Annotated in this window: 15 protein-coding genes and 1 pseudogene; 6 read left to right on the top strand and 10 right to left on the bottom strand. The window is 51.5% G+C overall.

All coding sequences use genetic code 11. From position 1 onward, the window contains the following. Positions 1 to 5 precede the first annotated feature (5 nt). From REH59_RS10140 to REH59_RS10120, 5 genes are all read right to left on the bottom strand, one after another. On the bottom strand, positions 6 to 755 hold the full coding sequence (locus tag REH59_RS10140; RefSeq protein ID WP_003251169.1) for an SDR family NAD(P)-dependent oxidoreductase: 750 nt from the start codon (positions 753 to 755) through the stop codon (positions 6 to 8). A 49-nt stretch (positions 756 to 804) separates the two neighbouring features. Continuing rightward, positions 805 to 1566 carry an SDR family NAD(P)-dependent oxidoreductase gene (locus REH59_RS10135; protein ID WP_128573649.1) on the bottom strand — a complete coding sequence of 254 codons (762 nt, stop codon included), beginning with the start codon at positions 1564 to 1566 and terminating at the stop codon, positions 805 to 807. Positions 1567 to 1581: 15 nt separating this feature from the next. After that, on the bottom strand, positions 1582 to 2940 hold the full coding sequence (locus REH59_RS10130) for an MFS transporter (protein WP_004576120.1): 1359 nt from the start codon (positions 2938 to 2940) through the stop codon (positions 1582 to 1584). A gap of 56 nt (positions 2941 to 2996) precedes the next feature. Then, complete coding sequence (locus REH59_RS10125) at positions 2997 to 3878, bottom strand: polysaccharide deacetylase family protein (RefSeq protein ID WP_003251175.1); 882 nt, start codon at positions 3876 to 3878, stop codon at positions 2997 to 2999. Positions 3879 to 3942: 64 nt separating this feature from the next. Further along, positions 3943 to 5301, bottom strand: a complete 1359-nt coding sequence (locus tag REH59_RS10120) for an amidase (protein WP_014860147.1) — start codon at positions 5299 to 5301, stop codon at positions 3943 to 3945. A gap of 298 nt (positions 5302 to 5599) precedes the next feature. On the opposite strand from REH59_RS10120, the gene REH59_RS10115 reads away from it, so the two are divergent. From REH59_RS10115 to REH59_RS10105, 3 genes and pseudogenes are all read left to right on the top strand, one after another. After that, positions 5600 to 6604: a GntR family transcriptional regulator gene (locus REH59_RS10115; protein WP_003251179.1), complete on the top strand. Its 1005-nt coding sequence runs from the start codon at positions 5600 to 5602 to the stop codon at positions 6602 to 6604. A 276-nt stretch (positions 6605 to 6880) separates the two neighbouring features. Then, on the top strand, positions 6881 to 7195 hold the full coding sequence (locus REH59_RS10110; protein WP_014860145.1) for a hypothetical protein: 315 nt from the start codon (positions 6881 to 6883) through the stop codon (positions 7193 to 7195). Between the two features lie 662 nt (positions 7196 to 7857). Then, positions 7858 to 8827: pseudogene (locus REH59_RS10105) on the top strand (IS5 family transposase). A 323-nt stretch (positions 8828 to 9150) separates the two neighbouring features. Here REH59_RS10105 and REH59_RS10100 read toward each other — a convergent pair. Both REH59_RS10100 and REH59_RS10095 read right to left on the bottom strand, forming a co-directional pair. Further along, positions 9151 to 9693 carry a hypothetical protein gene (locus tag REH59_RS10100; RefSeq protein WP_320450510.1) on the bottom strand — a complete coding sequence of 181 codons (543 nt, stop codon included), beginning with the start codon at positions 9691 to 9693 and terminating at the stop codon, positions 9151 to 9153. A gap of 144 nt (positions 9694 to 9837) precedes the next feature. Next, a complete protein-coding gene (locus REH59_RS10095; RefSeq protein ID WP_320450509.1) occupies positions 9838 to 10335 on the bottom strand; it encodes a hypothetical protein in 498 nt (165 codons plus the stop codon). A gap of 101 nt (positions 10336 to 10436) precedes the next feature. On the opposite strand from REH59_RS10095, the gene REH59_RS10090 reads away from it, so the two are divergent. Beyond that, complete coding sequence (locus REH59_RS10090; RefSeq protein WP_014851864.1) at positions 10437 to 11417, top strand: IS5-like element ISPst5 family transposase; 981 nt, start codon at positions 10437 to 10439, stop codon at positions 11415 to 11417. A gap of 134 nt (positions 11418 to 11551) precedes the next feature. On the opposite strand, the gene REH59_RS10085 is transcribed toward REH59_RS10090, so the two are convergent. Both REH59_RS10085 and REH59_RS10080 read right to left on the bottom strand, forming a co-directional pair. After that, the gene (locus REH59_RS10085; protein WP_320450508.1) at positions 11552 to 14440 is read right to left on the bottom strand and encodes a hypothetical protein; all 2889 of its coding nucleotides are present in this window, start codon (positions 14438 to 14440) and stop codon (positions 11552 to 11554) included. Further along, positions 14437 to 15888 carry a site-specific integrase gene (locus REH59_RS10080; protein ID WP_320450507.1) on the bottom strand — a complete coding sequence of 484 codons (1452 nt, stop codon included), beginning with the start codon at positions 15886 to 15888 and terminating at the stop codon, positions 14437 to 14439. Before REH59_RS10080 ends, REH59_RS10085 begins: the two co-directional genes overlap by 4 nt. A gap of 415 nt (positions 15889 to 16303) precedes the next feature. Here REH59_RS10080 and REH59_RS10075 point away from each other — a divergent pair, with 415 nt between their 5' ends. Continuing rightward, entirely contained in the window at positions 16304 to 17287 is a 984-nt protein-coding gene (locus tag REH59_RS10075; protein ID WP_320450506.1) for an IS5 family transposase, read from the top strand. Positions 17288 to 18008: 721 nt separating this feature from the next. Further along, positions 18009 to 19022, top strand: a complete 1014-nt coding sequence (locus REH59_RS10070; protein ID WP_320450505.1) for a DUF3800 domain-containing protein — start codon at positions 18009 to 18011, stop codon at positions 19020 to 19022. 397 nt (positions 19023 to 19419) lie between these two features. Here REH59_RS10070 and REH59_RS10065 read toward each other — a convergent pair whose 3' ends face one another. Then, a complete protein-coding gene (locus REH59_RS10065; protein ID WP_320450504.1) occupies positions 19420 to 20103 on the bottom strand; it encodes a metallophosphoesterase in 684 nt (227 codons plus the stop codon). Positions 20104 to 20133 lie beyond the last annotated feature (30 nt).

Raw genomic sequence — 20133 nt, 5'->3', positions numbered from 1 at the left:
TCACCTCAAGGCATTACGTCGCCGGCATTCGGGTTAAGGGTTTGGCCGACGAACAAGTTTCCGCCAGGCTCAGAGGCAAGCAGCACCGCGATCGGTGCCACCTCTTCAACCTTACCGAACCGACCCAATGGCAACTCTCTGGCCTTTGCAGCCTTCCACTCCTGACTGATCCCTTCAACGAGCGGGGTTTCAATCGGCCCAGGAGCAACAGAATTGACCAAGACGTTGTCCTTGCTCACTTCCAAAGCCAGGGACTTGGTGAATCCGATTACACCTGCTTTCGCGGCAGCATAGTGAGTCAGTTGAGCGCCACCTTTGATGCCGAGCTGAGAGGCGATGTTTATGATGCGGCCCCATTTCTGTTCCAGCATATGAGGTAGAGCACGCTGGCTTGCGACGAATACGCTGGTCAGATCGACCCGCAGCATCTCATCCCACATTTCCTGAGTGAGATCCACACAGGAAGCCTGAGTCAGCATACCGGCATTATTCACCAGAACATCGATGCCACCGAGCGCATCTACGCAGGCATCTACGCCAGCTTGAGCCCCTTCCCTGCTACCGACATCAGCAACACACTCAATCACCAAGACGCCACGGTCACGACAGTGGTTGGCAACGACAGCCAAGCGCTCGGCGTCTCGATCACACAACACAAGCTTGGCGCCTGCATCGGCATACGCATAGGCGATCGCCGCACCGATACCGCTAGCTGCACCGGTAATGACGGCACGTCGGTTTTGCAATGGCTTCATTGTCATTTCTCCTCGCAGCCGCAAGGAAACCTTGCGGTGTTGTTATTTTTTACTCAGGCCAGCGTACGGTCAGACCGCCATCGATGATGATGCTCTGTCCCGTGATGTAGCTCGACTCACGACCGGTCAAGTAGCAAACCAGGTCAGCCACTTCACTTGCTCGCCCTACCCGTCCCAGAGGAATCGCTTTGCCCGCCTTGGCCAGACCGTCAGCCCCTAGCGAATTCTTGCTGTCCAGCGATTGAGGCGTCTCAATCAAACCGGGAATGATGGTGTTGCAGCGAATTCCTTTCGGCGCAAATTCCACCGCAAGAGAGCGGCAGAGCCCTGGAAGGCCGGCCTTGGCAGCTGCGTAATGAGAATGGTCTTGCCATCCGTATACACCACCTGCAATCGACGAAATGGCAACCATGGCTCCGCCTTCACTGATGTAACGGCTCGCGCTTCGGAAAGTGCGCATCACGCCCGTAAGGTCGACGTTGAGCATTTCATTCCACTGCTCATCCGACATCTCAAGTAGCGGAGCTTTGCGCAAAAGCCCAGCGTTCGCGACGGCATAGTCGAGCCGACCGAAGTGTTCGACTGCCACTGCGGCGATGGCGTCCATCGAGGCGCTGCTGGTCACGTCCATCGCCACCATTAAACACTCGCCACCTGCCTCCTCTACGAGTCGCTGAGTCTGAGAGGGGTCATGTGGGTCACCTGCCAAATAGCCACCAATCACGCGCACACCTTTCTTCGCGTACGCAATTGCAACCGCCAGGCCAATGCCACTGGCAGCCCCGGTAACCAACGCTACGGGTTGAGACATAGTTACAAATCCCTGTTATTTGACTGAATGGGGTTCGACGTGCCGGGCGGCGAACATAATCAAGCCCGAAAGGAAGCAAGGCAGCGCTCCAAACCAAAGGGCAGCACTGTGCCATTCACCACCGGTGGACAGCACGCTGGTGATTCCCAGACCAGCAACAATGGCGCCGATAGGGCCCATGGCATGGACAATTGCGCCCCCTGTTGCACGGATACTGGTGGGGAAGCTTTCGCCCATGAAGAACAACATCGCGGAATACGGGCCGGTCAGGAAGAACAGGCCCAAACTGTACAAGGCAACAACCGTGATCAGATCACTTGGCGCTTGAATCATGGCGAAGAATGCCAATCCACCACACATCCAACCGAGAGCCACTGTGTTGCGGCGTCCAATCCGATCGCCCAGCCAACCGTGAACCAGGTAACCGATGAACCCAACCAGGTTGGAGAGAACAAGGATCCACAACGAGTTCTCGAACGACAACTTGTGAACGCTCACGATGACTGACGTGCCCAGAACGCTGAAGACTTGAATGGCCGACCAGTTGAGGAGAATCGCCAAGCTCAGAACCAATGTAGGCCGCAGTGCTGCACCACGAAATGCTGCTGCAACGCCTGCCTTGGCATGCTCGTCATAGTCAACGTGGTATTCACGAGCCAGGCTGCGTGCGGCGGAATCATCTCCCGCCTTGCGCAATTGGTTGATCCGCTGATGCACCTGGAACTGAGGGCTTTCTTTGAGTTTTCGAGCCAGAATCGCCACAACCAGCGCAGGCACCGCAGCAAAAATGAAACAACCCTGCCAACCAATGTGGGGCAGCAGCAGTGCAGTAAGGCCTGCAGCAATCAAAGCCCCTACCGGCCAACCACTTTGCACCAAGCTGTAGACAAACCCCCGGCGCTTGATCAGCTTTGGATCGGTCGAGGCTGCATACACCTCGGTAAGGTACGTCGCGTTGACCCCTTCCTCGGCATAACCGAGGCCTGCGACCGAGCGAACAGCTATCAACGGCCCCTTCCCCATACCGGCACACACAGCGGTGAGCGCCGAGCAGAGCGCTGTACCGCCGATTGTGAAGATGATCCCGCCACGTCGACCGATCTTATCTACGAGAGGGCCGACGACGAACGCAACGACAGCACCGCCAACCGCTACCCACGTGGCGATTTCCGCCTGTTCAGTTTCGCTCCAAGTGAAATGCCCGCCCATGACCGGCAGCAGGGTGCCAAACAAGATGAAGTCGTAAACTGCAAAAACCCAAGCAAAGAAGGCAATCCAAGTCGCATATTTGACATCTTTGGATTCCAGTTGTACCGGCTTCCATGTACCAGACTCGGTAACTGGCGTCGTGGTGGTGGCTGGCGTAGTGGTCATATCGGCATTTCTCTTGTTGTTGATCCGCTTATAAACGTGCGAACCGAAGTATTTAATCAACCCTTACGCGGTTGACGCCGGATAAAGTCGTCAGCGATTTCGTCCATCGTGACGAAGTTCACACCTTCATGACTCTTCATATGCTCGATAAAGCGCTCAAGCATAAGTAGTACTTGAGGTCGACCGGACACATCAGGGTGAATCGTGATTGGGAACACTGCGTAGTCATGTTCGCGGTAAACCCAGTCAAATTGATCGCGCCACATTTCTTCCAAGTGGCGAGGATTGACAAAGCCGTGGCTATTAGGCGACTTCTTGATAAACATCATCGGCGGAAGATCATCAAGGTACCAGTTGGCTGGAATCTCAACCAAATCGGTTTCTTCGCCACGAACTAACGGTTTCATCCATGTATCGGGATGTTGGCTGTAGTCAATCTTGCTCCAGCTGTCCTTCACCCGAACGTAGTAAGGGTGGAAGTCGTTGTGCATCAAGCTGTGGTCGTACTTGATACCCTTCTTCAGAAGCAGCTCATTGGTGACATTGCTGAATTCCCACCAAGGTGCCACGTAGCCGGTCGGCCGTTTGCCTGAAAGCTGGGTGATGACTTCAATCGATTTGTCCAGGACGATTTCTTCTTGCTCAGGCGTCATCGCGATCGGGTTCTCATGGCTGTAACCATGAATGCCAATTTCATGGCCTGCCTGAACCACAGCTTTCATTTGCTCGGGAAAGGTCTCTACCGAGTGGCCAGGGATGAACCACGTTGTGCGCAGGTCATATTTTTCAAAAAGCTTCAGAAGGCGGGGGGCGCCAACTTCGCCAGCAAAAAGACCGCGAGAGATATCGTCAGGCGAATCCTCCCCCCCATAGGAACCGAGCCAACCGGCTACCGCATCGACATCAACGCCAATTGATACAAAAATTTCTTTCTTCATGGTCAATACCTCTTTGTTATTCAACTATTCACAGGCAAACATTGCCCGCACTCCGGTTGACCTGTTAATTCACGCCTCGAACATAAGGCTCGATTGCCAGGCCTGCTCGGAGCAGTTCCTTATCATTTCCACTCACACTTGAAAGAAGGAGACTCGTGGGAAGCCCTGCCTCCCCAGTTCCACTTGGCAACGCAATGCCAGGCATGTCCAGCATGCTGCCGGGCATTGTCAGCCTCAGTGTTGCCAGGTTAGTAGCAACGAAAAGGTTGGCGTCTTCTTCAAGCGGTGCCAGAAGCGGAGCTACGTGACCTACTGTCGGGGTCACCAGGAATGCGCCATCTAACTCACGCGCAATCTGTGCTTTCAGTGCGTCGGCAGCTTGGTACAAGCGAACCTGCTTACTGGCTGGAAACGCTCGCGCGGCCTCAAGCCGCTTGCGAACACGCGGGTCTAGCTGCTCAGCATCCGTGCTATCGAGAAGCGCTTGGTAGTAGGCAAAAGCCTCCGCACTCCCGAGCCATCCGATCTGCTCGATGACGTCCAGCGCTTGTTCAAATGCATTAACTTTTTTTCGCTCGACCACTGCTCCCGCCGCAGCCAATCGATCAAGCGCCGCGAGAAGGTTTGCGCGTACTTCAGGCTGAATGCGCGAGTCATCAAGCAGATCAATATCTACGCACAGCTTTAGCCCTGCAGCGGGAAGGCCTGAGGTGTCCAGCGGCATGCCATTCTGATCACCTAACAGGAGGTTATCGACAACGATGGCATCACGAACGCTATGGGTGATCGGCCCAAGCGAATCAAGAGAACTTGCAAGGGGCGTGACACCTTCGAACGAGTAACGCTTTGCACTGCTGCGGTAACCCACAAGTCCATTGAAAGCTGCTGGCACTCGAATGGAGCCAGCGGTATCAGTCGACATACCGATAGGCGCGCACCCCTGCGCAACGGCTATAGCCGAACCGGAGGACGACCCTCCCGGTGCACGTACTTCGCCGACAAAGCTAATGTTGGCTGGCGTTCCGAAATGGGGATTAAGGCCCAGCCCCGAGTATGCCAGTTCGCTGAGGTTGGTCTTTCCGATGCTCACCATGCCCGCCCGGCTGAGCATTGTCGCCAGTGAGCAATCGCGTGATGCCGGTTGGTCGTGCAAACGTACTTTCGCACCAGCCGTTGTTACACAGCCGGCCAGGTCGTAGAGGTCTTTCCACGCTACTGGTACGCCATCAAAAGGTGACAAGGGTTGACCTGCTTGCCAGCGCGCCTTAGCCGCAGCCGCTTCGCGTAGCGCTCGCTCCTCGCATAAGGTGATAAATGCTTCGGGCACCCGCTCCGCCCTTAGAAGCGCATTTTCAAGGGCGGCGACAGGGTCGGTCGTTCCGTCGGCGAATTGCTGAGCTAAGGAATGGGCATCGGCAAGCATGGCACACCTCTAAAATGTACATTTTAATAATACATACATTTCACAAAGCATCGAACGTGCCAAGTTTTCGTAGCGAGTATTCTACGACCTCCTGAAAGCTCTGGGCCTTGAGGGAGACGGGTGAGAGGACCCCACACGTCAGGTCGGCCCAGAAAATGTATGTTTTAATAAATGATCCATTTTGGGTTTTTCGGTAACAGCCTGCCCCAAAATCGTTCATAGAAGTGTTACCGGTGTTCGATCACATCTCGCTTCGCTTGTGAGAAACTTACCCTCCACGCTTCATGAGAACCCTTTGATGTCTGCCACACAGCCAACGGAAGACCGTCCAGCCTCTCGCTACGAGACAATCCGCAATACGCTGCGCGATGCGATCCTTGGCGGGCAGACGGTTCCTGGACTCGTGTTGGTAGAGGGGCCGTTAGCGGAGCTCTTCGGCACAAGCCGCGTGCCGGTTCGTCAGGCCCTCAATCTTCTCCATGAGGAAGGACTGATACGGCGATTTGATGGGCGGGGTTTTCTGATCGACCCTGAAGGCACCACCGAAACACCGCTCCGAGTCCCCCTGACTCGCAAGCTCTTGGGAATCGAGCCGCAAGAAGACCTTATCGATTACCGTCCGCTGGGTGAGCGCATTTACGACCACCTTGCCCAGGCGGTCATACGTTTCATGGTCTTCGGCCACTACCGGATCGATGAACAGAGCGCAGCCGAAGAATTGAACGTAAGCCGGAACGTAGTCAGAGAGGCATTGATGCGACTGCGGGACAAAGGGCTAGTAGAAAAAGAACCGTACTCACATTGGTTGGCCGGGCCATTAACAGCCCAGGCCGTGAAGCATGACTACGAGCTACGGATGCTCCTGGAGCCCGATGCTCTGCGCCAAGGTGTCGATCAGATGCCTCGGAGCGATCTTGAAGCAATGTTGAGCCGCATCGTCAAAGCCCAGGAAGCCGGTCGCCTGGTTCAGCGCGCAGACATCGAACAGCTTGAGCAGGATCTGCACGTCACCTGCATAGCCGGGGTGAGTAATACCCGTATGGCAGCAGTGATTCGCCAATGTCAGATCCCGATGAATGTCGGACGCGTACTGCATGAAGCACTGCAGTCCAGCAACGACGAAGCCATGCTGATGGAACATCGCTTGATCTTCGAAGCATTGTTGTATGGAACGGTTGAATCTGCCTGTTCATGCCTGCGCGATCATCTATCCAAAGCCCGCGAGCGCACGCTCCAGCGACTCAAGGTGCTCTCAGTCCTTCCAGAGCCTGATGCACCTAGCTACCTGGAAAGACTTGCCTGAACAAAAGCGGCCTGGGAGCAAATCGACCCTGGCATGATGGCTTCCCACCTAGCTTCTCTTGGCTTTGCGCTAGCAGTCGAATCCGCGACGAGGGCAGCTTCAGTTGATTATCATCCGGGGATTGCCACTCGGCACCGACTTGAGCTTGGCGAGGCTGAAGTGGGCAGAACTGGAGGCGAAAGAGAAACCCAAGGATCTGATCACGCAGGGAGCGATCTTCGACCGGTACGAACGCGACATCATCTCGACAAAGCGCCTCGCACCCAGAGGGACAACTTGGCCGAGTTCCGGCAGCTGCGCAACTACTTCGACAAAGCGCCAAACGACGGGATTACCCCTGCACACATGGCGAAGTATCGCGACGTCAGGGCGAACCGCGAGATCGCCAAGGCCCTCCGCGTGAAGCAGAAGAGGCCCCACAAGAAGCTGCGGACCCTGCTTGAGGTCAGTGACGTGGAGAGCAGCCTGGGCGCCGTCATCAGGAAGATTCAGGACGTCGACCATGCCAGCCTGCTTCTCGGCCACAACAAGGGCGACATTACCGAGAGGGTTTACCAACGCGTCGGGGCGCTCGCCAAACCGACCAAATAAGCAGATTATTAGGACGCGTCCCAATTCCATTACATCAAGAGCATTCCCAAGGGTGTTCCCATGGGTAGATTTTCTATGCCCCAAAAACGCAAAAAGCCCTGAATAATCAGGGCTTTGAATATGGCGGAAGCGTAGAGATTCGAACTCTTATCTAAGGCTCCCTCGCTTTCGGAGATCTCACCGTTCTTGATCTCCTACCACTCATCTGCATTAAGCCCAACAAAACCGGGGGGTTGCCGCAAGCGCTCAATGGCTTGCCAAGCGTGCATCTGAATGCACGCTTGGCCTATTACACCTTGAGAGACACTCACTACACAGGCTTCGTAGACGCAGTAGCCCTGATCACATGCAATGAGGACGAGTAGCGCAGACAGGTATACATTTGGCAAGAAATGTTTTCACAAAGACAGCATCGGCTCGAGAGCTCTTGTAGGAATCGGTTTGCTGCGAGGTTTGGCTCCGGGAAGACATCGCCTCACCGCTCAGTAAACATAAATTGCCAATTTCCATGATTATGGAGGCCAAGATCTCACCTCTCCTCCTGAGCTGCGACCATCACTCTTCCGAGCAACTGCCACCTCTAGGGATTCCCCGATCAGGTCAGCACAGGCCGTCTGAGCTGTGCTGAAATCGCTCTCCATGCAGCCCTGCATGCCCTGCCCATGAGCCATATGAATTTCTCCAATTTCGACTACAGCGGTCTGCACAAGCAGACCCACCGTGAGCCTTTCCTGGCCAAGATGGAACTGGGCATGAGCGGATTGGTCGCATTGATCGAGCCGCACTTCCCAAAGGCCGGTGGTGGTCGTAAGCCTCACCCTATGGAAACGCTGATGCGCATTCACTTGCTGCAAAACATGTTTTCGCTGAGCGATTCGGCGATGGAAGAATCATTGTAGGAGATCCCCTCAATGCGCGAGTTTGCCCAGCTGACGGTCAGCGCTGCGATTCCTGAAGGCAAGACGATCATGAACTTTCCGCATTTGCTGGTGAAACACCTGTAGGCGGCAGGCCTCTTGGAAACCATCAATGCCTACCTAATAGCCAAGCTGACGCTGCTCTAGGGCCCATTGTCGATGACACGTTAATCCTTGCGCTCGACTCAACCAAGAAAGGCAAGCGCGATCCAGGGGGGAATCACACGAATGAGAGTAACCGGTACTATTTCGGGCATAAAACGCTATTTCGGCACGGATGCTGAATCAGATCTGGTGCATCACGTTTACTGAATAGCTGCGAATATGGCCGACGTAACGGAAAATGTGCAGTTGCTTCATGACAGAGAGAACGTCGTCTGTGCCAATGCAGGCCATACCGGTGTTGAGAAATGACCAGCGCATGACGAGCGGCCAGTGGTATGGCAAATCGTTTCGCGATGCAGCACTAACAATTACTTAGGCAAATTCAGGTGCTCTGCCAAGCCAAGCGCAAGATCGAAAATGCGAAGGCGCACGGCCGTGCGAACGTGGAGCACCCGTTCCGGATGACCAAGAGAGCCAGTTCGGCTATGTGAAGACCCGCTTTCGCGGCTTGGACAAAAATACACCGCAACTGACGACGCTTTTTGCGTTGTCGAATCAATGGATGGTGCACCGTCAGTTATTGAACGCTGCGGGAAAGATGCGCCTGTAGCGCGTAAGAAAAAGCGCGAAGCCCTGATTTGAGGCCATTAACGCCGGGAGAAGCGTCTTCGTGAAGTCTGGACATCGCGGATTATGGGCTCCAGGAGGCTTGGTAGGTAACTCCAAGCGCGGGGATTGACCACTAAGCTAGCGAATACTCAGTCTCTTGACTATGTCGTTACGATCATCCTGCTAAACGCCTGCCGTAGCTTCCAACGACTCAACATGAGACAAGCTCAGTTATTGATCATGCTAGCGAGGAGAAAAACAAGGAGGCAACGATCTTATTGCAAATGGACAGGTGATATCCTCTTAAGCCGCACCAAAACGGAGCTACCGCAATTTCGAAAGGGCATTTTCAAGTTCGGACTTCTGTTTATCCGTCAAATCTTTAAAAGCATTATTTATCTCCTTAAGCTCAGCACCATCCACAATAAGTCCATAGATACCAAATAATCCTAAAGCATTTGAATTCAGTTCATCATCGTACCTCTCATCTACTACCCCCCTACAACTAAGCCTTACTCCCTTGTACGCTTTAAGTAGCACCATGACTTGGCGCTGTAGCTTTACCACAGACTGATCTTCTAAAACCGACTCAGGCGAGGGAAAATTCGCGGCATCAAACTGTGCAATCTTATTCACAAGAAGATTATTTTCTGCTTGCAAACGCGTGAGTTCCCAGTGCAGCTCTTCCAAATCATCTTTCGAAGTCTGGATTGCTACCTCGTTCCTCTTAGCAAATCGATCCTGAATAGCTGATCTATAGATGGGATTTCGTAGAAGCGTCGTATAAGACTGAGGCTTTGATTGCCGCTTATAATAAGGAGAGCCAGCCGCATTGGCTTTCGCCGACCGGAGCTCGGATATCAACATACTCAACCCCTTACAATATGATGTAATATCGTTATATTTCTTGGGGTCTAATAATCGCAGGGCTCCTTGGAGGAGCTCTTCGTTATGACGTGTCCGCCAGGCAATGTATGCAGAAAATTTTGAACCACTCTCAATTTTCATTTCTTACGCGCAACTCGATACGTTAATAGAGAGAAAGTCAGACATAACCATCACTGGTTGCGTATCGATCTGATAGAGATCTTCAGCGGTGGCGCAAACTTTATAAACTTCCATAGTAGTCATCACCTCACTTCTTACAAGGCTTGAAATCAAGGCTGCAGCTTTTGAGGCAGGAGTAAATGTAGCCCGACCGTCAACCTTAAGATGCGCTCGAACGTCACCTTTATGCATGAGTAAGCTACCACGAAGCAGTGACAACCTACAGTCAAGATCCGGGCTGGTTAGATCCGGAAAATTCTGTACATCGATAATTCGCTTAAGGATTTTACAATGCGAATCGAGCTCTACCTTTTTATAATGACCGATGATTTCTTCTCTATTTTTTGCTATCAATGCATTATGCTGACCACTACCAGCCATCTCTATAAGTTGTAGCTCTAGAGCTTCCAGCATAACCGCCTGCCGAGCATAGTGATCATGCTCGCGTTCCAACCTCTCCATCTCTGATTCACTCCGCTGCTCCGGCTTTCTACTTAGGGATGGTCTGAAAAAGACTTCCCGAATCTGGTGAAATACGCCGATCCCGTTGCCCGAGTTTCCCGATGAAGCAAATGACCTTCGCCGACGCCGAGTACGCCGGCAAGCGCAAGCAGACCCGCAAAGAGTTGTTCCTGATCGAGATGGATCAGGTGGTGCCGTGGAAGGGTTTGATTGCCCTGATCGAGCCGCACTACCCCAAGGGTGAAGGTGGTCGTCCGGCGTATCAGCTGATGGCGATGCTGCGCGTACATTTGATGCAGAACTGGTTCGGCTACAGCGATCCGGCGATGGAGGAGGCGCTGTACGAGACCACAATCTTGCGCCAGTTTGCCGGGCTGAACCTAGAGCGTATTCCCGACGAAACCACCATCCTCAATTTCCGTCGCCTGCTGGAGAAGCACGAGTTGGCGGCCGGGATTCTGGCGGTGATCAATGGTTACCTGGGCGATCGGGGCCTGTCGCTGCGCCAGGGCACCATCGTCGATGCCACGCTGATCCATGCGCCGAGTTCGACCAAGAACAAGGACGGTAAGCGTGACCCGCAAATGCACCAGACCAAGAAGGGCAATCAGTATTACTTCGGGATGAAGGCCCACATCGGCGCGGATGCTGAGTCTGGCCTGGTGCACAGCGTGGTGGGGACGGCAGCCAACGTTGCTGACGTTACCCAGGTCGACAAACTGCTGCATGGAAAGGAAAACATGGTCGGCGCCGACGCGGGTTACACCGGCGTAGAGAAACGCCCGGAACATGAAGGCCGGGAGGTGATCTGGCAGATTGCGGCCCGCCGCAGTACGTACAAGAAGCTGAGTAAGCGCAGTGCGCTGTACAAAGCCAAGCGCAAGATCGAGAAATCCAAGGCCCAGGTGCGCGCCAAAGTCGAGCACCCGTTCCGGGTGATCAAGCGCCAATTCGGCTACGTGAAGACACGCTTCCGTGGCCTGGCGAAGAACACCGCGCAGTTGGTGACACTGTTCGCGCTGTCGAACCTGTGGATGGCGCGCCGACATTTGCTGACGAATGCAGGAGAGGTGCGTCTGTAATGCGGGAAATGGCCGGCGCGAGGTGCTCGCGCCGGCTATAAATCCGGAAAGAGGGGATGATTTGATCGTTTTTTAGCCGAATCACCGTTTTGAAATCGGCAAGGGCTGGAGTCAGCCAGAAATACCTGACTACTTCAGATCATCCTTAGCAGTTCCTGAATCATCATTAGGACACCAACCATTTGCTCTTTATATTTATCCTTCTGCGCACAAATCGCAGGAATATGGTCTACACCGCGAATTGCATATGGGCAAAGCGCACAAGCATTGACCCCACCCAGCATATGCACCACTTCCTTAGGGCAAATGTTATTAAACGGACAAATATGTGTAGCATTGAACGCAAATTCCGTCACATCCTTAGCCCTAATTAAGTCCAGTCCATCTGGGCCATTCTTGATACGAGACAAGCTCATAAGCCGATGCGTACTGATAGCTCTCTCAGGGTCAACCACTATAGATTCGCGCAAACGACTATTTAGCTTGATAATAGCTTCAGCCATTAGCGGAGCAACTCCATCAGTCAACCTCTTTTGATTGCGCATTAGCATTTCGCAAAGTAGCTCATCATGACTCAGCTCATCTTCATCATGAAGCAACCAATAATAATATACTTGGCTTTCACTTTGCCCAGTCATATATTTACCAACCAGCGACGGAGGCAAAAATTTAATTGCTTCTGACACAAAGGCAGCACGCAGCCCATGCGGAGTGATATCACTGATAAGTTTTTGCTGAGGAACATTTGACAGCTCCGTAATATCGAACCCCCCAATAGGAGCATTCGGAATACCTTTACCGCGCGCGTAGAAAACTAGTTCACGAGTTTTAAAATCTCCCAGTTGCTTGCGAATGAAATACTGCATCATGACGAGCAGCAATCGAAAACTACGATAGTTTGCCCAGGAGCCAATTGATTGCGGAGTTCTGAAAAGAGGCTTCATTTCGCCAAAACCAGAACCCTGTTGCCCTCCATACCAAAGTGGTTGCTTATAGGAAGGGTCTGCGCAGCAGTCATACCAATCTCGCTGTCGTTTCAATAGAGCCATAACATGCCGAGAGACGATCGCACTCCACGGCCCATGCGCCTTATCAGTACTTACGTACAGTGGCGCGAGTGGCCGACGACTGTCTTCATCAAAATACTTATCGTATGCATCTCTATCAAGCCAGATCAAATGCTGCTGTCTAATACCCGTCTCGCACATTAGCTGCGTAAGACGAATGTCATTGGTTATTACTCTCTGCTCATTAACAACAGCTTTCAATCCGGATGATTCTTTCGTCATAACCATATCTATGACCCGGTAGAATCTCGGAATGTATTCAAAAGAAATAATTTCGTTATTATGATAAAAAATGGGGCAATAGTTCAACAAACCTTGCTCTAAAGGCTCACAAGATAATTCCCTCCGCCCCCATATACCTGACCAAAATGGATCGTTTGCTAGTTCTGACGCACTTACAATGATTGGCTCGCCTCCTTTGACCCCTGGAGTTCTACCATCCGCCATGTCATTGAGGTGCATTACCAAATATTCTAACGAATACAGCATATCTATAAAGGTAGCGAAATAAGCTCTCGGAATAGACTTTTTAACCGTCCCGCTGCGCCCCTTACTCCTAGCATAGTGAGTCTTATTGAATGAGTTCCGCACATTATCCGCATCTGGCAGGGCTCGATTATTCGTCTCAATATATTCGTGAAGATCTTCAATGACACGCACTCTCTGATTGCGGGTATCTGCACTCCACTTATTAATTTCCGCCACAACATCAAAATACTGAAGAAAAGTTTGAGGCGGCTTAATACAATACGTTGCTACGCCATCTAGCAATTCCTCATCAGCTGTGAAATGAGCAGCATCAAATATCTCGTTCAAATTTTTGGGATAGCTATCTAGATTCCCATCCCTGAGCTTATAAAACGCCGGCAAATATAATGCAAAATAGCAAAGAGCATAATTCAATGCCACTTTTCGATTTTTTTGATTTTGAAGAGGATTTGCTCGTGAAAACTTACTAAACACCCACTTAAGGTGCAGACACAGCTTCTTGACTTCCGTACCTGCGTACTCATAACCTGGCGGCATCTCGACCTGATCATCTTCAATAATGTCTGGCAATGCAAAGCTGTTTCTCACCAACGCAGAATTGTTATAATGCTCCGCAAGTTGCTCTACCGTGCAATTGCTACTTTGTAGAAAATGCAAAGTATGATCAGAAAGTGCGACCTCGCGAGAAGCTTCTTGTAACTGGCTAAAGAACTGACTCTCCATTGCTTTGGCCGCTATTTTCGAACCATATTCAGATTCGAAAAAGCATCTAACCTCAGAAGCTTTGTTACCTAGCTGACTCAGGGCAGTCAAAAAATCTTTTATATAGTAACGTTGCAGCAGTGACCCTCTGACACCAACGCTGGCCCAATAAAGCTCCCTAATATCATCACTTATCAAATCATCGGGCTGATAGATAGTTGTAGACAGCAATACACGATACCATGAGTTAGCTCGGAGCAATCTCTCCTGCTTCCCCATAGTACCCAGATAGACAATCTCAGATGTCAAACTTACACTACGCGCGAACTCTAATGCTTTTGACCCACATATTTCAGTGACCCTATCAAGCACAACATCTTGATTAACGGGCAGAGTGAAGTCCAGTGGCAGGAGTATCTGCTTTCTCCCCCATAGCAAAATGAAAACAGCCTTAAAAAAACTGGTGAGCGCATTCGACGCATACTTATGATTACTAAATTCAGGAATAGAAGCCTTAATTTTTTTTCCATTCCAATAGCAGCACTCAAGAACATTATTTATATCTTGCTCACACCAATTTCGAATCGTCATTGGCCCAAGAGAGTCTAAGGCGTTAGATATCTTCTTAAAAGAAGTAGATCGACTTGCCTGAGGATAAGAGTTTTTGAAAATAGCCTTAACCTCTATAACGGCTTCGCTAAATACCTGCCCGACTTGAGCTGTATGCACCAGCCATTTTGGAGTCGTATGAGACATATTGATCATGCTGCATTCTCCATTTGCTCTAGCCGTAGCAGTTCTCGTTTAAGAAACGCGATCTGCGTCTGCCTGACGTTCTGCGGCCCTCCACTCATTCTTATAAGATTAGATGCGGCCACTGTCGCATGAAGCATTTGTACGTCTTCTCTGGCGTACTTACGAGTGCTATTAATATCAATGTGACCCATGTATTGCTTAACCAATTGCAGATCCAGACCAAAAGCTCTTCTGCTATTAGCATTTGGATTCGGGCAATGATTAGCAAGATAATATCCATACATGTGCCTGAGGCTGTGAAACCCATAGGAATTTCCAGTAGCTTTAAAAGCCGCCTTTTGAAATCGCTCTAGCAATGCCTGGTATGAAAGACACATTGGCTCACCAGTTAACAGGTTCCGAATAAGAAATCCGTGATGCCCGCCACCTCCTCGGAGAGTATCTTTTTTCTTCTCTTCTCTCAAATACTCTACCAAATACTTCCAAAATAACGAGGCAAAGGGCTCAATGAGAAATGTCTGCGGCTTATCTCTACCTTTATAGGGGAGCTGGTTTATTGTGGCTTCAGGGATAAACTCAATCAGTTTATCTCTGCGCGCGCTAGGATCGACAATGTAAATTCTTTTCTTATCCAGCGTGCGAGGCATCAAATCAATATCTTCTTTAAGCATTGTCAAAGCTTCAGATATCCTACATCCGCTTGCCGAGAGTAGACTCCATAATACCTTGTCCCTAAGCGAAGTGGCTGACTCTATCAGCTCTACACATTTATCAATCGGAAAAGTCTTTTCATCCCCGCCAAACTCATCCATATAGGCGATTTCAGATTGCTTGGATACTGGACGCAAACCCGCTCTTTTTATACGGTGCGCACCTCCGGCTATACATGCTCCGAGCCAAGTATTCCGCTTTAGCGCAGCTCTGACGATGCTAGTTACAGCTGTACCCACAGACGCTTCAAGAGTGAAACCAGTCAAATTTCGCGACAATATCGCTCCCTTCGACTCAAGCTCTTCAAGAGCGCGATGAAGCTGCTCGCTAGCGTCAATAAACTTGTTAACTGCGGCCAGATGAGAAATCACCGACCCAGCAGTTAGATTGGGGCTACCAATTTGAATTGCTATTTTCTTTGCGATTTCATTGTCGCTTTTAACACCAAAGACCAGATAACTTTCATAAGCATGCAAAGCTTCCTGCAGCCTCTGACTGCTTATGCCCCCTTCCAATTCGATCAGAGCGAATATATAAGATAGGAACCTCTTCACTGCATAACAGTAAGCCTTAACTGTTCTGTAAGAATACTCACGAGCGAGTTTATAGGCCCAATTATCCAAGAATTTATCCTGCATATCATTAAGAGTCGAAAATCTGAAAGTTTTCAACCCATTGCGCACCGTAGGAACAAGCTTAAGCCAAACTCCACAATGCTTTTTATGTAGGTGCTCTTGATTAGCCATTGCTCACCCCGCCGCGAAAAAGGACGGGATAATTTCATCTGCTTGCAAGGAATTCAACTATTTTTTTTATTTTCGAAGATAGTGCATCTGATGTACTTTGCAACTTCCTGGATTTTCGAGCAACTCCAAATTGCACGCTTTCTCAATAGTACGTCTGACGTACCGTCCCAAGCCCTACAGATTACTAAGGTTTCACATTTTTCGTGGGTCTAATAGTACATGTGATGTACTATGCAAGTTCGCGACATTTTTCAAGATTTTTGCAGATGGCCCAATCTAATAGTACACGTGATGTACTAACTCAGCTTAGGGCCACTCTATGGCGCTAGGGATTCTCCGATCAAGTCAGCACAGGCCGTCTGACCTGTGCTGAAATAGCCCTCCGTCCGACAGCCCTCTACAAGCCCTCCATCCCATGAGTCAGATGAGCTTTTCCGATTTCGAGTACGCCGGTAAGCGCAAGCAAACCCGTCGCGAGCGTTTCCTGGCCGAGATGGAGCAGGTGGTACCGTGGAGCGGTTTGCTGGCATTTTTCGAGCCGCATTACCCAAAGGCCGGCGGTGGTCGCAAGCCGTACCCACTGGAAACCATGCTGCGTATCCACCTGTTGCAAAACTGGTTTTCGCTGAGCGATCCGGCCATGGAAGAGGCACTGTACGAAATCACTTCGATGCGCCAGTTTGCTCGCCTGACGCTCAGCGCGCCGATTCCCGAAGACACGACGATCATGAATTTCCGGCACCTGCTGGAGAAGCATCAGTTGGCAGCGGGAATTTTGGAGACCATCAACAATTACCTGCGAGACCAGGGCCTGTCGTTGCGCCAGAGCACGATTGTCGACGCCACCATCATCCACGCGCCCAACTCGACCAAGAACAAAGAAGGCAAGCGCGATCCGGAGATGCATCAGACGAAGAAGGGAAACCAATACTTCTTCGGCATGAAAGCGCATATCGGCGCCGACGCTGAGTCGGGTCTGGTGCATCACGTCCACGGCACCGCCGCCAACGTGGCTGACGTGACGGAGGTCGCTCATCTGTTGCACGGTGACGAAAATATTGTCTGCGCTGACGCGGGTTACACCGGCGTAGAGAAGCGGCCTGAGCACGACGGTCGGCAAGTGATCTGGCAGATCGCTGCGCGACGCAGCACCTACAAGCACTTGAGCAAACGCAGTGTTCTCTACAAAGCCAAACGTCAGGTCGAGAAGGTCAAAGCGCAGACACGGGCGAAAGTCGAACATCCCTTTCGCGTGATCAAGCGCCAGTTCGGTTATGTGAAAACCCGCTTCCGTGGCTTGGCCAAGAACACGGCGCAACTGACCACGCTGTTTGCGCTGTCGAATCTGTGGATGGTACGCCGGCAATTATTGACTGCTACGGGAGAGGTGCGCCCGTAAGGCCTGATGACCAGGGTTTATCCTGGTTTTTCAACAATCAGCGCCTGTAAATCGAGCTTTCCTGAGGCCAAAAGTCGTACATTGTCGGTTGCTGGGCGACTTGTTCGGAGCTTCCCTAAAGCGGGTTGGGGAATCTGAGGGATAGCCAGGAGTCTAGGGGGCACTTGATTCGGCGCCCCCTACCGCCTCATTAGTCGCGCCTCCCGATCATGCGGCTTCCTCAGACTCGTTATTCGCCTTCGCTCGATTTACTTCCCAAGGCAAAGCAGGCTGAGAGCGGATTTTTTTTTGTTTTTGCCCTTTGCAAACATGTAGATCTGAAGCTCCTTGAAGCGTCGCTTCCTCCCGGATATCTCATAGGTGATCAGGAACGCTATCAGCGGCTTGTTGGCGGTCTGCCAGCGCTTGCAGATCTGTTCAATTGTGACCTTGAGCTTTCCCTACCCTACGAGTCTGGATAAAGGCCTTGGCAGCGATTCAGCCGGCTTCTTCGAGCCCGAAGTTTCAATAGACTCGGCTCAACCTCCCTCGTCAATGTTCCTGGTAACGGGCCGAGTTTGCGCATAGAAGCCCTTTAGCGATGCGCCCCACTTGAACCCTCCCCTCTCGATCTGGCAATGTAATTTCGCGCTCGTTCTTGGCCACTTATGATGAGTAGGGTCTGCCCGGAGAACTCGGCGCACGCCACTCGTTGCCCCATTAGTCGAAGCATGGAGAAGTGATGCGAATTTTTATCGACGAGTCAGGATCGTTCGCCTACGCAACCGAGAATAACGCCTGGAGCACCATCGGAGCAGTGGTCATCCTCGACGAGGCGATGGGCGCTGCTGAAAGTGCGCTCCAACAGTTCAAAGTAGAGAATGGGTTTACAGTAACTGACGAGGTAAAGCTCGGAATGGCTGGCAACGAGCTGAGCTACTTCCGGCTGCTAAATCGGCTCGCACAGCTAAATTGCACATTTTATGGACTGGCGACAAACGCTCACCTTAATACCCCCGAAGCTGCGCGCCGACACAAAAATCAAGCTGCTGAGGCGCTGGTGAAGCATATCGACAAAATGGTTCACCAAAGCATGAAGGACAGTATTCTGATCCTCTCCCAAAAAGTGCTAGGCCTGTCAGATCAGCTCTACATTCAGTTCGCAAATCAAATCCAATTGATGCACTACATAATTTCTCAGGCGGTAATTTACTACGTACAAAGGAGCCCGGAGTCATTGGGTTCATTTGCATGGCGCGTGGATCAAAAAGAGCCTACACGAAAAACTGAGTTTGAAACCGTATTCGAAGAGCTCAGCGCACCGTATCTACAGACGCTGTCTTTAGATGACCCACTCATAATGATCGAAGGTTTCGATTACAGCCACATGGCGAAGTATAATTTTGAAGAGCGCCCAACCTATCTCCAAGAGCAATACGGAATTGATGTTGACCTGAGCGATGTGTTGGATATCGGTAAATTAATTAGAGAGGATTTCCAATTCGTCGATTCTCAGAGTGATTTCGGTATCCAATTGGCGGATTTACTAGCCTCAGGGTTGAGACGGTGTCTGAAAAAAGGATTCAAAGACAACCTCAGAGCGGCGGCTTTTTTAGGGCGGCTAATGGTTGCTCGCGGACGCGGTCGGCATCCCTTGCTGCTGCTATCGATGGGCGAGGAAAAGGTGCTCGACAAGCCCACCGAAAGGCTGGTCAAAATGATGAAGCGACAGCAACGACCTATGATTCGTGGATGAGTCATCGGTAGGAGCTCGCACATGTCGATGACAACCACTTTGTCAGCAGTGGTTGCGTCTGCGCCCTTTGACTGAACGTACTCATCGAGCTGGTCATACCCGGCAACCCGCCCTTCGCAAACCAGGTGGTCATAGCACGCGACAACGTCCTCCAGGCCCGTATCTGAACGTGTCATCAGCACTTTCATCTCAGTATCAAACGCTTGCAGGTGCTGAATCAAATCACCGACCTTCATGTACTCACCCCACTCCGCGACGATCACCTGACGCAACTGCTCGCCCTCTCTCCTGCAAGCTCAGGATAGAAGACCTAGCGACGACTCAGCCGGGCCTCTTCGAGCCCGAAACGCCGATGTCTATGACCAAGCAGCTTGCCGCACCGTGAAGACACCAAGCCTTAACAGATGACAGAGCCGTCGATGGCCATGATGGATCTGAACGCTACACCATGAGCCTCAAAACCAAGCTTCGGCCAGTCAGACCTGTAATCTAGGCAATCATGATGATGTCCATGCACGACCATTTTTGCGCCCATTGCCTGGGCCAGTTCATCGATCTCCGAATAGCCGAGAGGATGGCAACTGGGAGCCTCGTGAGAGACTAGGATGTCCGTCTTCTCCATAGCCACCGAGAAGTAGTCGTCCGGGTAGATTGCAGAAAGCGCGTGCTGCTTCTTCGTCGCTACGATGTCTTCGTGCTGAGGTCTGAGCGCCAGGCAGTCGAGGTAGTCTGCGTAATTCTGGATGCCGGTATCAGGGCTGCCTGGTAGCCAGACTTGCGACTCGAAGGTGCCGCCCAACCCTGCTATACGATGACCAGCGATCTCTACCACTCGGGCATGCAAACTCTGCTCAGCGAGGCTGTTTCCATGAAGGTTGTGCCAGTAGGCTGGCCTGTCGCCGTCGTGGTTTCCATGGATGAACCAGACCTCTGTCAGCCCCAGGATCGGGCGCAGTATCATGTCCAAAGGCAAGCTGCATTCGAGATCGCCGAGAAAAATCACAGCTTCGGGTCGATGAAGCTTCACCAGTCGGAGCACATGATCAAAACGCCCATGGACGTCGCCGAGAAACCAAATCATTTCTTAGATCCTGCTGCAATAGTGCGATTG

Origin of the sequence: Pseudomonas sp. BO3-4 (assembly GCF_034044115.1) — a bacterium.
GTDB lineage: Bacteria > Pseudomonadota > Gammaproteobacteria > Pseudomonadales > Pseudomonadaceae > Aquipseudomonas > Aquipseudomonas alloputida.
Note: the sequence above shows the minus strand (reverse complement) of the source record. Positions and strands in the feature narration are given on the sequence as shown.

Coding starts and splice junctions, on each gene's coding strand:
- REH59_RS10140 (WP_003251169.1), bottom strand. CDS start 755: ATGAAGCCATTGCAAAACCGACGTGCCGTCATTACCGGTGCAGCTAGC.
- REH59_RS10135 (WP_128573649.1), bottom strand. CDS start 1,566: ATGTCTCAACCCGTAGCGTTGGTTACCGGGGCTGCCAGTGGCATTGGC.
- REH59_RS10130 (WP_004576120.1), bottom strand. CDS start 2,940: ATGACCACTACGCCAGCCACCACCACGACGCCAGTTACCGAGTCTGGT.
- REH59_RS10125 (WP_003251175.1), bottom strand. CDS start 3,878: ATGAAGAAAGAAATTTTTGTATCAATTGGCGTTGATGTCGATGCGGTA.
- REH59_RS10120 (WP_014860147.1), bottom strand. CDS start 5,301: ATGCTTGCCGATGCCCATTCCTTAGCTCAGCAATTCGCCGACGGAACG.
- REH59_RS10115 (WP_003251179.1), top strand. CDS start 5,600: ATGTCTGCCACACAGCCAACGGAAGACCGTCCAGCCTCTCGCTACGAG.
- REH59_RS10100 (WP_320450510.1), bottom strand. CDS start 9,693: ATGTTGATATCCGAGCTCCGGTCGGCGAAAGCCAATGCGGCTGGCTCT.
- REH59_RS10095 (WP_320450509.1), bottom strand. CDS start 10,335: ATGGAGAGGTTGGAACGCGAGCATGATCACTATGCTCGGCAGGCGGTT.
- REH59_RS10090 (WP_014851864.1), top strand. CDS start 10,437: ATGAAGCAAATGACCTTCGCCGACGCCGAGTACGCCGGCAAGCGCAAG.
- REH59_RS10085 (WP_320450508.1), bottom strand. CDS start 14,440: ATGATCAATATGTCTCATACGACTCCAAAATGGCTGGTGCATACAGCT.
- REH59_RS10080 (WP_320450507.1), bottom strand. CDS start 15,888: ATGGCTAATCAAGAGCACCTACATAAAAAGCATTGTGGAGTTTGGCTT.
- REH59_RS10075 (WP_320450506.1), top strand. CDS start 16,304: ATGAGTCAGATGAGCTTTTCCGATTTCGAGTACGCCGGTAAGCGCAAG.
- REH59_RS10070 (WP_320450505.1), top strand. CDS start 18,009: ATGCGAATTTTTATCGACGAGTCAGGATCGTTCGCCTACGCAACCGAG.
- REH59_RS10065 (WP_320450504.1), bottom strand. CDS start 20,103: ATGATTTGGTTTCTCGGCGACGTCCATGGGCGTTTTGATCATGTGCTC.